Annotated in this window: 15 protein-coding genes; 2 read left to right on the top strand and 13 right to left on the bottom strand. The window is 45.8% G+C overall.

Annotated features, from left to right (window positions below; translation table 11 throughout):
• Positions 1–88: 88 nt before the first annotated feature.
• Together lipA and B5D42_RS05145 are read right to left on the bottom strand one after the other, a co-directional pair.
• A complete protein-coding gene (gene lipA, locus B5D42_RS05150; RefSeq protein WP_078830373.1) occupies positions 89–1,027 on the bottom strand; it encodes a lipoyl synthase in 939 nt (312 codons plus the stop codon).
• 58 nt (positions 1,028–1,085) lie between these two features.
• Positions 1,086–1,913 (bottom strand): hypothetical protein, encoded by an 828-nt coding sequence (locus B5D42_RS05145; protein ID WP_078830372.1) that lies wholly within the window; start codon positions 1,911–1,913, stop codon positions 1,086–1,088.
• Positions 1,914–1,957: 44 nt separating this feature from the next.
• Here B5D42_RS05145 and B5D42_RS05140 point away from each other — a divergent pair, with 44 nt between their 5' ends.
• Positions 1,958–2,365: an OsmC family protein gene (locus tag B5D42_RS05140; RefSeq protein WP_078830371.1), complete on the top strand. Its 408-nt coding sequence runs from the start codon at positions 1,958–1,960 to the stop codon at positions 2,363–2,365.
• Positions 2,366–2,432: 67 nt separating this feature from the next.
• Here the strand turns inward: B5D42_RS05140 and B5D42_RS05135 are convergent, their stop codons facing one another.
• From B5D42_RS05135 to B5D42_RS05105, 7 genes are all read right to left on the bottom strand, one after another.
• Positions 2,433–3,725 (bottom strand): DUF2851 family protein, encoded by a 1,293-nt coding sequence (locus B5D42_RS05135; protein WP_078830370.1) that lies wholly within the window; start codon positions 3,723–3,725, stop codon positions 2,433–2,435.
• A gap of 58 nt (positions 3,726–3,783) precedes the next feature.
• Positions 3,784–4,374, bottom strand: coding sequence for a Maf family protein (locus tag B5D42_RS05130; protein ID WP_078830369.1), 591 nt, complete (start codon positions 4,372–4,374; stop codon positions 3,784–3,786).
• A gap of 38 nt (positions 4,375–4,412) precedes the next feature.
• Positions 4,413–5,351 (bottom strand): geranylgeranylglycerol-phosphate geranylgeranyltransferase, encoded by a 939-nt coding sequence (locus B5D42_RS05125; RefSeq protein ID WP_078830368.1) that lies wholly within the window; start codon positions 5,349–5,351, stop codon positions 4,413–4,415.
• 82 nt (positions 5,352–5,433) lie between these two features.
• The gene (locus tag B5D42_RS05120) at positions 5,434–5,958 is read right to left on the bottom strand and encodes a KdsC family phosphatase (protein ID WP_078830367.1); all 525 of its coding nucleotides are present in this window, start codon (positions 5,956–5,958) and stop codon (positions 5,434–5,436) included.
• Positions 5,959–5,981: 23 nt separating this feature from the next.
• Positions 5,982–6,221, bottom strand: coding sequence for a Fe-S cluster assembly protein IscX (gene iscX / locus B5D42_RS05115; RefSeq protein WP_078830366.1), 240 nt, complete (start codon positions 6,219–6,221; stop codon positions 5,982–5,984).
• A 32-nt stretch (positions 6,222–6,253) separates the two neighbouring features.
• Positions 6,254–6,589, bottom strand: a complete 336-nt coding sequence (locus B5D42_RS05110) for a 2Fe-2S iron-sulfur cluster-binding protein (RefSeq protein ID WP_078830365.1) — start codon at positions 6,587–6,589, stop codon at positions 6,254–6,256.
• A gap of 192 nt (positions 6,590–6,781) precedes the next feature.
• Entirely contained in the window at positions 6,782–9,127 is a 2,346-nt protein-coding gene (locus B5D42_RS05105) for a S9 family peptidase (protein ID WP_078830364.1), read from the bottom strand.
• A 139-nt stretch (positions 9,128–9,266) separates the two neighbouring features.
• Here B5D42_RS05105 and B5D42_RS05100 point away from each other — a divergent pair, with 139 nt between their 5' ends.
• Positions 9,267–9,740, top strand: coding sequence for a DinB family protein (locus B5D42_RS05100; protein WP_139366991.1), 474 nt, complete (start codon positions 9,267–9,269; stop codon positions 9,738–9,740).
• Positions 9,741–10,015: 275 nt separating this feature from the next.
• Here the strand turns inward: B5D42_RS05100 and B5D42_RS05095 are convergent, their stop codons facing one another.
• From B5D42_RS05095 to B5D42_RS05080, 4 genes are all read right to left on the bottom strand, one after another.
• Entirely contained in the window at positions 10,016–10,246 is a 231-nt protein-coding gene (locus B5D42_RS05095; RefSeq protein WP_078830362.1) for a hypothetical protein, read from the bottom strand.
• 45 nt (positions 10,247–10,291) lie between these two features.
• Entirely contained in the window at positions 10,292–10,783 is a 492-nt protein-coding gene (locus B5D42_RS05090; RefSeq protein ID WP_176112907.1) for a thermonuclease family protein, read from the bottom strand.
• Between the two features lie 453 nt (positions 10,784–11,236).
• Positions 11,237–11,902 (bottom strand): response regulator, encoded by a 666-nt coding sequence (locus B5D42_RS05085; protein WP_078830359.1) that lies wholly within the window; start codon positions 11,900–11,902, stop codon positions 11,237–11,239.
• Between the two features lie 7 nt (positions 11,903–11,909).
• The gene (locus tag B5D42_RS05080; protein WP_245825558.1) at positions 11,910–13,499 is read right to left on the bottom strand and encodes a tetratricopeptide repeat-containing sensor histidine kinase; all 1,590 of its coding nucleotides are present in this window, start codon (positions 13,497–13,499) and stop codon (positions 11,910–11,912) included.
• Between the last annotated feature and the right edge of the window lie 162 nt (positions 13,500–13,661).

The raw sequence follows: 13,661 nt of genomic DNA, 5'->3' as shown, positions 1-13,661 counted from the left end.
ATGCAAAAGCTAATATTCCGCACAATATTGCACAAAAAAAGGAGCAATCCCGCAGAATTACTCCTTTTAAAAGAAACTTAATGCTGTTTTATGCTGTCACCAGGTTATTTTTCTCTTCCAGCCATTTGTTACGGCCCCAACCAGGGATAACATGTTTTTCGCTGTGATAGGATGAGCGTACGAGCGGACCGCTTTCCACATAGTCAAAACCAAGCTGGTAACCGATCTCACGGTATTCCGCAAATTCATCGGGATGTACAAAGCGTTGTACGGCCAGGTGTTTGCGGGTGGGTTGTAAATACTGGCCTAAAGTAAGTACATCGCAACCTACTCCAACCAGGTCTTCCATGCTCTGTATCACTTCTTCCCTGGTTTCGCCGAGGCCGAGCATGATGCCGGTTTTGGTGCGCATACCGCCTTCTTTCAGCATCCGCAGTACATCGAGACTGCGGCGGTATTTGGCCTGGATCCGCACCTGGCGTGTAAGCCTTTCTACGGTTTCCATATTATGGCTCACCACTTCGGGCGCTGCATCTATGATTCGCTGTATCTGCTCTGCATTTCCCCTGAAATCGGGCACAAGTGTTTCCAGTGTGGTATCCGGATTCAGGTTTTTTACTGCTTTAATGGTATTGTACCAGATGATAGAACCGCCGTCTTTCAGCTCGTCACGGTCAACACTGGTCAGTACAGCGTGTTTCACCGTCATGAGGTGGATCGCCTCTGCCACGCGTTGGGGTTCGTCCCAGTCAACAGGCAGCGGGCGACCTGTTGCCACTGCACAGAAGCCGCAGCTGCGGGTACAGATATTGCCCAGGATCATGAATGTGGCAGTTCCTTCGCTCCAGCACTCGCCCATATTGGGGCAGTTACCGCTTTCGCAGATGGTATGTAATTTATGGGTATCTACCAGTCCTCTTACATGTTTATAGCTTTCCCCGATGGGCAGCTTAACACGAAGCCAGTTGGGTTTCTGGATCTTGCTGGTGGATGCATCTGTTTTTGAAACAACGGGTAATTCCTGCATAACGCCTCCTCTTCTTACTGATTAATGATGATCAAATCCGCTCAGCTGCAAAAATAGGTCACTTTCGTTTACCAACAGTAAGTGCGATATAAGCGTTGAAAAAGAAGTTCTTTTCGGGTAAACCCACCATTATAGGCATTTTCTGGGAGTAATATTCGGCATTTAAGCCTACTTCTATGGCTGATAACAGCTCATTGTAACGCCCGTAGTCGAAACGGAGCGCTGTACGCACATGGGCGCCGGGCACAAATTTTATTTCTCCGAATCCTTTGGTAATAGAGCCGCGGCCGATGATAATGGTTGGATCGAGGAAAAGACTGTCGTTCCCGCCGGTGTAGCGCACTTCTTCCCTTTTATTGGCATTATAAGGATTCTGGATCTCAATATAGTAGGGCTTCAGCAGGCCGGCAGTAATACCACCACCATAGATAGCCGAAACGGCTACTCCATTCCGGTTTCCTTTGCCACCGATCAGTTTTTGCTGGCCTAATCCGAGCTTGAGGTAATAAAAGTTATTCTGTTTGCCGAATTTATAGCTCGATACCACCAGGAAACCTGATGAACTGCTCAGGGTTGATGTTTTGTCTTCTTTCTGATGATTTCTTTCGCCCAGTTCTATCCACCAGAGACTGGTATTGGTGAGGTTCTTGTATTTTCCCCTTTCATAGAAAGCTCCCCAGCCGTCAGTATTGAATTTAAAACCAAATGCGTTCTGCTTCTGATAGATCAGGGCGCCTTCTTCTTCCTGCTTGATCAGCTGATTGATCTTTTCCCTTTTTTCTGCCCTTTTCTGTGCCCTTTCGATCGCTGCCGGTGAAGGCTGTTTTTGCTGTGCAGAAACTATAACCGAGCTTAATACGCATGCAATTAAAAATATCTTCTTCACTTCAATTGATTTGATACCTGTAAATTTAAAGCAAAATTGACGCAATGACTTCACAAATTATTTATAAAGGTGATTTACGCACTACAGCCCAGCATCTTCAAAGCGGAAGCATGATTGAAACCGATGCCCCTACCGACAACCAGGGTAAAGGCGAACGTTTCTCACCTACCGACCTGGTGGCTACCGCACTCGGCAGCTGCATGGTTACAACAATGGCCATCAAAGCCCGCTCTATGAATATTGAGCTGGACGGTACCCGCGTGGATGTTACCAAGATCATGGTTTCAGATCCGCGCAGGATCGGAAAGATCATCGCCCATGTTTATTTCCCGGAAGGACTGCAGCTTGACGAGAAAACCAAAGAGATCCTCGAAAGGACCGCACGTACCTGTCCGGTAGAAAGAACACTGCATCCCGACGTGGAGCTGGACCTTGCCTTCAACTGGGGCTGATCTGCCTGCAACAATGATACGGCGTTAAGCTTTTCCGTTGCATGAGATGGTGCTTGTTTTAAAGCTTTTACATCTTGTTATGATTTCTGGCAGGATACAGTATTTTATTGCCTACTGCGCATTCCAGGCATTTTTTGGTTGCGCAGTAGCTGTTGGTGAGCTCTATCATGGATTGCGCATCCATTGCAGATCTTACCGGGATACCCAGCTCCTGCCAGTTCCTTGTGATCCTGTTGTCTTCTGCCGACAGGTGGTATAACCATTGAATGGCACGTTCCCGGTACCGGTATATTTTATGGTAAGTGCCATAAGCAAATAATACCGGTATTACTGTATTCACCATCAGTGTACCGGCCATCTGCATGCCCAGTTGTTTGGGCTGAAAGGGGGATGCCTCACCAAACCTGTAATGACTGTTCCAGTATGGAGTGGCTGTTACATTGAAGGTGGCCATTATCTGCCTGGGCTCTGAGATTTCGCAGAGTGTTGCAAACAGCCTGGTATTGCGATGGAGCAGCATGGCCAGCTGCGACAACCGCACTGTTGGAAAACCTGCGGGCCGCATACGCAGAAAAGCCGGCATTCTTGACACCCGCATGAGTTCATATTTATGACGCAGGTATGCATATTCATCCTGCAATGATGCATGGTAAGTATCTGCGGGCAGATCATTCAGCAGATTGGCCTGACCAAGCAGTAATGCTTCGAGCTGATCCGGCCTGCCCTGGTGCCGCATCAGCAACGGCAGGGACAAGCTCAGCGCTACCTGTTCAAACAATACGCTATTCAGTTTGCCTCCGAAGCCGGCTGCCAGCATCTGCCAGAGCACTTCTTCCCAGTGACCTTTATTTCTTTCCAGTTGCTGCAGTACATGATCAGCCTTGCGGTTAAGTCTTTCTACAGCGAGTCTTTCCTTCCATGCAAACCAGGATAATTCATCCAATGCCGGTAAAAAAGAATGACAGGGGATTTCAGAAGGCGCTTCCATCATTTCCCGGTAACGGCTGAGCAGCAAACCGGGGATCCTGTTCTCCAATACGAGGGTTGGGATAAGATTTCCGTAATGATCGTATAAAACTTTATCTTCTTTCCAGACAACATGCAATACAATCCTGTCGTAATGCCTGTCAGCACCATGCCCATGCTGTTCCCAGTCTGAAGACTGCAGGTGCAGTTCTACATGGCCCGCCCATCTTGTCTGTCCTATCCTGATCAGTGCTTCAGAAAAATCAGGCCCCTGGTGATGATTCCAGGTACCGGCTTTTTCGATCACCACATCTTCACCTTCTGTTGTCTGTAATTGCTGCTTATTGAAATACTGAAACTGCCAGATAAACTGCAGCAACCGCTCATTCATCATGTTCAACCTTTTTAAGGGCTGTAAACTATACTGAAAGAGGTTGCGGGAAATACCTGTTTTATTGAAGATCTAATTGAGTCAATGCCTGTACTACCCTGCTTACGGGCAATCCCATTACGTTATAGAAATCGCCCTGAATACTTTCTATGCCTACTACTCCGATCCATTCCTGTATGGCATAGGCGCCGGCTTTGTCGAAGGGCTGGTATTTATCTACGTAGAAACTGATCTGCTCTTCCGTTAAAGGATGAAAGCGCACGGTGGTTATATCCTGAAATGACGTTTCTCCTGCAGCGTGCAGTATCACCACGCCGGTGATCACACGGTGCTCCCGTCCGGCCAGCCGCATCAGGATCTCTATCGCATCGCGCCGGTTTACTGGTTTGCCTATCACTTCTTCACCCAATACCACTACGGTATCCGCTGCCAGTATCGGCCGGCCTTCATATTGTCCGTGGTAAGAATCACGAAGATGTGCCTGCACCTGCAGCGCTTTTTCACGGGCTATGTATACCGGCACTTCTTCTACCGCCAGTTCCCGCGGATAATTTTCATCCGTTGCCTTTACCACTACTTCAAACGGCACTTCAGCCCATTCCAGCAGCATTTTACGGCGGGGCGACTGTGATGCCAGTATTATGTTTTTCATTTATCCTGATTTATGCTGATGCTGCCCGCTTACGGCTCTTAAAGATAGTACCGGAAAAATACCATGGAAAGAATACCTGTGAGCATAACAAGTTTAATCACCGTGCTCAGGCGATGAAAGTCGGCCGGCGATGTTGCCTTACCCAACTTGACCAGTATCCATATCAATGGCAGGATCACCAGCAGCAGGCAATAGACAGCGCTTGGCCACCAGCCAAAAGGCAATATGTAAAACTGCAGTATGCTTAATGCAGTGATGAGTACTGCCAGCCAGACGGCTGCAAATAATTTACTTGCCTGTACACCCCAGACGATCGGCATGGTTCGGCAACCATATTTTCTGTCACCCTCCAGGTCTTCCATATCTTTCACCACTTCCCTGACCAGGGAGATCACGAAAGCAAAAGCCGCATACAGGATCGTGAACCTGAAGAAACGGATCTCATGCTGGTCTACCTTCAGCAGAGAACTGAAATGCAGCGGGTGTTGTGCGAGAAAGAGGATCAGTATCACCCAGGCAGTGAGCAGCGAGATCAGCACATTGCCGATGAGGAGCTTCTTTTTAAGCGTGGTGGAATAAAACCATAAGAGCAGAATACTTGCGAGGTTACCCAGTATCAGGTGCCAGTAACCACGCAAAGGCAATGCCGCCATAGTAAAACACATACCTGTCAGGCTCAGGAACATATGCCAGAAGATCACCCAGCGCCTGCTGATGATCGCATTCACCACCACTTTATCAGGTTTATTCACCTGGTCTATATTCAGATCGAAATAATCGTTGATGATATAACCGGCTGCTGCTATGAATACCGATGCCAGCACGAGGTAGATAAAATGAACAGCCGATAAAAGGTGCGCTTCCGAGCCTGCATAGATCTTATCGTAAATGCAGTAGGCAAACAATACCTGCGTCAATGCAATGAACACAAGATTGGGCCATCTTACCAGCCTGAAAAATGCCTTGATCAGTTTCAAATGGAATTCGGTTTGTCTCCTGCAAGATAACCCAGGCGGGCGGAATAAAACAGGAAGACAGGTTAATTTATCGGTTGAAGTATTATTGCGCTCTTATGCTGGTGTCTTCGCTCCAGTTTCCGCGCAGTTTCATGGTTTTCTCGATCACATCACGTACACAGCCTTTTCCGCCGGGCAGATGAGAAATATAAACCGCTTTTTCCCTGATCTCTTCCACAGCATCTGCAGGGCAGCAGGGTAAGCCGGCCATAGCGATCACTTCTGCATCGGGTACATCATCACCCATATATAATATTTCTTCCTGCTGCAGGTTATGTTCCTGCATGATCTGTTGCAAAAGCCCGGCCTTATCTTCCACCTTCATGTAAACGGCTTTTACACCCAGGTTTTCCAGCCTCGATTGCACTTCGGGTGAATTGCCGCCGGAAATCACGATAACACGGTAACCTTTTTTAACAGCCAGCTGCAATGCATATCCATCTTTGATATTCATACTCCTGGCCATTACGCCGCCGGGCAATACCAGCACTGTACCATCTGTCAGTACCCCATCCACATCGAATACGAATGTGGTGATCTTTGTAAAGAACGTTAATACGTTGGCCATGCGTTCTGCTTTGGTTAGACGGACTATTTCTGGTTATCGCGCCATTCATATACCCAGGCGCTCTGGATCATTTCAAGATGACCTTCGGTGCTTTGCTCTCTTTTTCCGTCGAAATTGGGTATTTCAAGGATCCATTCAAGCAGATCTGTAAAACGGATACGATAGATCCGGCCTTCATTGAATTCGTCGCCGAAACGCTCGTAGAGCTTCATCGCAATATCTTCGTGATCGCTCCAGTGTATCGGGGGTTCAAAATGACTCATGTTTTTCTGGCGTTTGTTGTTAAGGATAAGGATTATTCGCCCAGGAACTGGGTCTGGTCTGGCAATGTCAGCTCTACTTCCCCGCTTCCTGCCTGTAATACACATTGGCAACCCAGCCTGGAATTGATCCTTGGATTCACTGCCCTGTCGATAAAATCCTCTTCACGGTCACTGAGTTCTTCCAGGTAATCCATGCCATTATCTATATAAAGATGACAGGTACTGCAGGCGCATACCGCACCGCAGTTATGATGAAGCTCGATCCCGTTATCGAGGCAGACTTCCAGCAGACTCTGGTCTGCAGCAATATCTGTCAGGGTTACAGGACTCAATCCTTTCTGTTCAAATTTTATTTTTATTGTATACATGCGCTCCTTTTCGAGTGCAAAAGTATCTTAAATCCTGCTATCTGCTGCTCTTTAAAGCCTTTTTTCAGGCAACTGATGGCTGAAACACACTGTATTTGCTGTTTTCGCCTTGTTATGAGCTTTTCACCGTTAAAACAAAGGCTGCCTTTAAAGAAGACAGCCTTTGTTTTAAATTTTTATTCCCGCCCGGTTTTAATTGCCCGGATTCTGCATACCCCCCATTTTATAATCGTAAGGCGGTTGTGCGCCCAACAGGTTGGTGACGAAATAATCCCAACGTCTGCGCATCATGTATGGCCCGTAAGTACCGTAGCCGTGCGGACTGTTGGGGAAGATCACCAGGTCGTAGCTTTTATTGGCTTTATTAAGTGCTTCTACAACCAGGAGTGTGTTATAAGGAGGTACATTGTTATCCATCATACCATGTGCAAGCATCAGTTTTCCTTTCAGGTTCTTTGCATAGTTCTGGTTAGCCTGTGCTTCATAATCTGAATTTTCCACAAGGCCGTTGTAACGCTCGCCCCAGTCGTCTTCGTAGTTACGGTTGTCGTGGTTACCGGATTCTGCGATACCTACTTTAAAGAAATCAGGATAGCGGAACATAGCTGCAGCTGTTGCGAAACCGCCGCCTGAGTGGCCCCACATACCAACGCGCGTTGTATCCATGGGGTATTGACGTGACAACTGGCGGATCGCCGTGATCTGATCAGGCAGCGTATTCTCTGCCATATTTCCGTAACTCATATCATGGAAGCTTTTGGAACGGTTGGGATTACTGGTTCCCTCAATCACTACTACGATAAAGCCAAGCTCTGCCAGTGCCTGGTGATCGCTGCGCGATGCAGAGAATGCCCAGCTGCCAACGCTGCCGCCCTGTGGCCCAGGATAGATATAATCGATCACAGGATATTTTTTCGATGCATCCATTTTCGTTGGCGTGAACACGAGGCCATAAATATCAGTTTTACCATCATGCGCTTTTACGGAAACCGGAGTCGGTGGTTTCCAGCCTGCAGCCACGAGTCTTGATACATCTGTTTTCTCTACATCAACCACCTGATCGCCATTGATTGTACGCAGCACTGTTACTGCAGGCATATCTGGTTTGGAATAGGTATCGATCAGGTAATTGCCTGAAGGCGAAAATGTAACCTGGTGTGTTCCTTCACCAGGCGTGAGTAATTTGAGGTTTTTACCATCGAAACCGATACGGTACATGTAAGCGAAATAAGGATTACCGGGCTCTTTGCCACCCGCCATGAAATAGAGTTCCCTTTTCTTTTCGTCTACTTTTATAAGACGTGTCACTACCCAATCGCCTTTGGTGATCTGGTTCTTGAGTTTTCCGGTTGCTGCATCATAGAGATACATATGCCCCCAGTTGTCGCGCTCCGAATACCACAGTATTTCATTGGAAGCCGGGAGGTATCGCCAGTTGATGGCTCCGCGACCCGATTCGAATTGTGTTTTCACTGTTTCCTCGAATACTTCGCGTACGGCGCCTGTTGCAGCATCTGCAATGCGGAATTTTTCCTGTTTATGATCACGTGAAGTGGAGAGGAACGCCAGCTGGCTGCCGTCTTCTTTCCAGTCGTTATCATCGAATGTTCCGCTGCTTGCTATATCATCGCTCAATGTGGCACGGTGCGGATCGGCGGGCACCTGCAAAGGAATTACCTTAGGTGTTTCGGTTTCGATGATCACGCGGTGGATCATTGCGATATCCTTATCACCCGGCAACGCATATTTCCAGGCTTTGAGTGTAGGCTTTCCTACGTTGGTGGTTACGAGGTACATATCTCCCACCTTACGCTGATCCTGTTTAAAAGTTGCAAGTTTTTTGCTGTCGGGCGACCAGCGTACGATCGGTCTGTCGCTCGATTTCCAGCCGGCGTTATCCGTTGCGTAACCGAAATCTTTTTCCCCGTCTGTGGTCAGCTGGGTTTCTTTATTTGATGCCACATCACGCAGCCAGAGATTCCAGTCGCGGATGAACACTGCTTTTTTACCATCGGGCGAAAGCACTTCATTACCACCACCTCTTCCGCCGCCGCCACGGCCACGACCCTGAAAGCCGCCACCCTGGTTGCCGGTGATACCGGTACCCGGCGTTACTTTATTGCCAGCCAGGTCATAGTTCCAGCTTTTGCCTTCTGTAGCAAAAGAGAAGACGGTTCCATCTGCAGAAAGATCGGCATTCTGTAGCATTAGTTTACCGGGTTCGTATTGTTTACCGGCAGCTTCCGATAAAGCGCCGGCCAGTTTTGCGCGGTCAAAAAGAGCCGTGCGGGTCTTTTTAACCGGGTCAATGAGAAAATACTCATTACCATTGGCAGTGGATACGGAATACCAGCACTTTTCACCATTGATCCAGTTGAGTCGCGGGTTGGCCCTGTCGATCAGCGGTTCCGTTTTATAACTTAAAAAACTTTCTGCATGTGCGTAGTCTTTTTCCGTCAGGATCCGCGGGGATTGCGCGCTTGCACCTACAGCGCAGATCGCAGCCATAAATGCAGGAAAATATCTTTTTATTGTCATAGAATAAATAAGGTTTTACAAGCGCTTAATGTACGAACTATTGCATGAGCGGAAAAAAATATTCAGTCTAAAGGCTTTCCACACCGGCGATCTTGTTATATTTAAGCAAGACAGCAGGTTGATCTGCCGGAACAATACCATGCAACAATTGCTTATTTCCCAGTACGGTGCTGCATTGCAAATGCTTAAAAATGCAATAGAGGTCTGTCCGGAAGAGTTGTGGACTGCCAATGATCTTTCGCATGCGTTCTGGAAAATAGCCTATCATGCCCTGCACTTTACCAATTTCTATCTTTCCGAAAACGAGCATAGCTTTTCACCCTGGCCATTACATGAACCAGGCAACCACCAGCTTCAGCAGAAAGAAGGCCGTGTATATTCACACGAAGAGTTGTTGCAGTTGTTGCAACAGACAGAGCAGTCGCTTAAAACTAAACTGAGCTTACAGGATATGCGGGCCTCATCTGGTTTTGAATGGCTGCCGATGAATAAGGCAGAATTACATCTCTATAACATCAGGCACCTGCAGCATCATGTAGGACAGCTGGTGGAAAGGCTGCATTATGCAGGCATTACGGGAATCAGATGGGTAGGCAGACAGGAGCTGCATTGACCGCGGCACTACCTTGTCAAATCAGCTTTTCGTTCAGCGTGGATGCCGGAACTATACTATTGTCTGCCAGCCTCATCTGTGTTTGGTTCAGGCGATAATACCCTGGCCGGCATTGAAGCCTGCGTTCCTTTAGTGCAAGGATCGCTTTTTTATAGCCTTGTTCTTCGGCTATTCTGAATACATGCTGCTGCAGCTTTCCGTGAAGATGCAGCGCCGCCTGTGCTTTGCAGGAATCAGCCAGTACAGGCGGATCAGTATAAGCAGGCAGTAATGCATCAATTCAGTTTTGAGAAAACAACCAATTGAAAGAAGTTAACTGAAGTTTTTGCACCGAATCCGAAACAACCCGGATCATTAACGGCTGTCTCAAACTTTTCAACCGACTCGAATGTCCAGCCCTGCGATGCAAAATCATTGATTAAAATTTCAAGTTTTTCAGCAACCATGGATGATGTATCGCTGGTGGTAATTTTTGCTACGTAGGGAACAACTTTGTAAGTTTTCATATTGAAGTTTTATGTGATGATACCGTCTCCGTACAGCCTGGTTATTCATTTATGCCGCCATACCCATGGAGCTACAGGATTTTCCTGTGTCCAGATTCCAATATGCTGTTTTCTGGCAGCAAGTTCTAACACAGCATATTCGAGATCATCAGAATATTGTTTAAAATGCCAGGCGAGTCCGTTCCGGATCAATTCTTTATTCAGGTTTATGCCATTTATAAGTATTATTTCTCCCACTATACGTTTGTAGCGGTCTGTCTTGCCGGTTGTCCTGACCACCACTTTTTTTCCCAGGCAAAGTGTAGCTGCAAAAGATTTTGCCGCTTCGCCGTAAGGCTGCAGTATTTCCGCACAATCTATATGAGCAAGTCTGACCGTCTTCTTTTCGCCATTGTACACTATATGGTAGGTGTCGCCATCTGTGATTCTGATTATACTTGCTTCAAAGATCAGCGGAACCTGTTTACTCTTTTTCCTATCCCCGCAACCGGTCAAAAGCAGGAAAATAAATACCCAGCTCTTTAGAAAAAATTTCATCGCATTTAAAATCATCATATACTGCACACCTGTCTGCAGCTTATTTTTCAGGCAGCTTTTCAAACTTGCAAAGCGTTTTATTCATTCTTTTTGCGCTATCCAGCGTCACTGTATCAATTTTATAGCTGCAATTACGCAATCCCCGGCAGCTAGCAGATATATGATACCTCATGGCAGATTTACTACGACAAACGTATACTACCGGTTCGGCACAACTGATTCTGACAATGGCAATAACTGTGATCAGAAGAAGCTTCATACTTGAAGATGATTGATCTATTTTTTTATATCACACAAAAGTAGAATCCGGGGTACGCTGTTTTTTATGGGAAACCGTAAAACGAAAAATCCTGATTATTTTTCTGGCAGGTAAAAAGCATGCAGGTTTTTATTAAAAAGAAAGCACCGGTAACGGTGCCTTCTTTTTAATTGAATCAACTGACAAAACCCGGGTTAAATAAACCCCATATCCTTACAGAATGCGATCAATTGTTCATTCTTGGAAAAACCAAGCGTTTCCTTGATACGGCTGAGTCGTTTTTCCACACTGCTCAGTCCGCTTGGAGATATCTGTTTTTCCAGGAGATGCGCAGGTATATCCTTTTGCATTATCCCTTCAGCCAAGAGGGTGATAATAGTTATATCATACTCGGTAAAATCATGTGAATTCATTTGCTTAACCAGGTCCAGCAGATGACGCGGGTAATAACATTTATTCTTGCCAATAGTATCGATAGCCAGTTTCAGTTCTTTAGCATCATTCCTCGCTTTTTGTACGTAACCATCTATATCCAGTTTACTATATAGCTTTTCAATAATTGTTGCTTCACGTGTTGCGGAGAATACCAGTATCTTCAACTCAGGCTGTATCTCCCTTACAGCAAGGATCAAAGCTTTGCCGTCTGGTATCTTTTGAACGCGCTCATCTTCTTCAAAAGAAAGATCCGTAATCAGCAGATCGTAAGAATCTCCCATCTCTTTTGCCTTCTTTATTTTATGGAAGGCATCGTCACAATAATGAACATAGTGCGGGTCGGCTATCCCGAATTCTTCCAATGTTTTTTGTACAGAGATATTGGCGCTTTCCTGGTCTTCTGCTATCAGCACTTTTTTTATCATACGATGATTAATTAATTGGAATATTGATACGGATCTTTAATCCTTTAACACTGTCAATATCAAAATTAAACTCTCCGCGGAGCTCAACAATACGGTTTCCCGTACTTGTCAATCCGTTCTTTTTGCGAAAATTTTCAGGAAGACCTTTACCATCGTCTGCATAATGAATCTGCAGGATATTGTGCTCTTTTTTAAATCGTATGGCAACACTGCCGGCGCCGCTGTGTTTTTGCATATTTACCATCAGCTCCTGTAATACCGGCAACAGTTCTTGCTTTACCTTGTTGTTTACTCCGGCCCAAAGGGCGGCTTCATTTCCGGACGAGGTCACTTTCTGTTCTTCAGATGAAAAAGCATTTAACAATCCGTTTATCGTTTCACTAAAATCGGCGGGTTCTTCTCTTTTCCATTCATAAGAGATATCTCTTGATTGTTCATACAATGCGTCAATTTTATCCAACAGTTTCTCTTTTTCAAGATTGTTATGCTGTACTTCAGCCATGATCCTATATAACCCGTTGGCGATCTCATCATGGACTTTTTTAGATGCCCGCAGTTTTTCTTCACGCCGTGCGATTTCACTTTCCTGTTTTAACCGTTCCTGGCGTTTCTTGTTCTTCCGGTACGATACAATGATTACAGCTATAAAGAGCAGGAAGATCAGGCTTCCGATCATTGACTGCATAAGCAACTGCGTATTTTTCTCTGCATTTTCTTTCTGTAGTCTTAGATTATCCGTTTTGCTTTTTTCCACGTCGAAATGAATCAGCGCAAACTGGTTTTTTGCCGTATTTCTTGCTGCTTGAACGCTGTCGCTCAGGTAGCGATACCTTTCAAAATACATTTTAACCCTTTCGGGCCGGCTGAGCATAATCAGTTTCTTCAGTGCTTCCAGTTCATCATCCGGGCTGTTAAGATTCCGGGAAATATCATACATTTTACCTGCATAGCTCAAAGCCGAATCGGGATAGGATTTATAATAATAGTCTGCGAGATGTGAGTAGCTCGCATTCAAACCCCAATCGTCTTTCTCTGCTTTACGTATCCGAAGCGCGGTCTGAAAATCGGGCAATGCACGATAGTCCGGGTTCTGCAGCCACAGCACTTTGGCCATGTTCGACAATACCCGTGCATATTCTTTCCTGTTTTTCCTGGTGGAGTCAATAATTGACCGGTAAATTTCAATAGCCTGTTTAAACTCGCCTTTTTTATAGTATGCGACACCCATATTATTCAAGGCTATCCGGTTCAGCTGCTGGTTCTTACTGAATTTCAGTGCCAGATTATAATAATTGATCGCTGCATCATAATTCTGAAGATTGAGGCTGGTATTCCCCAGTTCATTATAATCCGAAAGGAGGCAATACTGATTTTCTTCTTTTGTCTCATCCAGGTACTTCAGCGATAACAAAAGACTTTGCTGGCTTCCGAAATAATCGCCGGCGTCCGTTTGTATTATTGCCATCCCGTTGTAAGCCCTGGCAATCAGGAGACTGTCTTTTGAATTGGTTGCTACTTTATTATAATAGTAAAATGCCGAATCTGTATTGGAGCTCATCAATGAGTCAGCCTTCTCATAATCAGGTTCCGTTCTCACAGGAACTGGTTTGCGCTGTTCCCGGCAAGCGTATAAGCTTACGATCAGAACAATAAAGTAGACCTTTTTCAAAAGCAGGTATTTGCTTTAAAAATAAAAAAATCATATATTTCTGAACAGCTTTTAAAAAAATGAGGCAAGAAAAGATTCTTGCCTCATGTC

The sequence above is a fragment of the Sediminibacterium ginsengisoli genome (genome assembly GCF_900167075.1).
Taxonomy (GTDB): domain Bacteria; phylum Bacteroidota; class Bacteroidia; order Chitinophagales; family Chitinophagaceae; genus Sediminibacterium; species Sediminibacterium ginsengisoli.
This window is presented reverse-complemented; position numbering and strand designations above follow the sequence as displayed.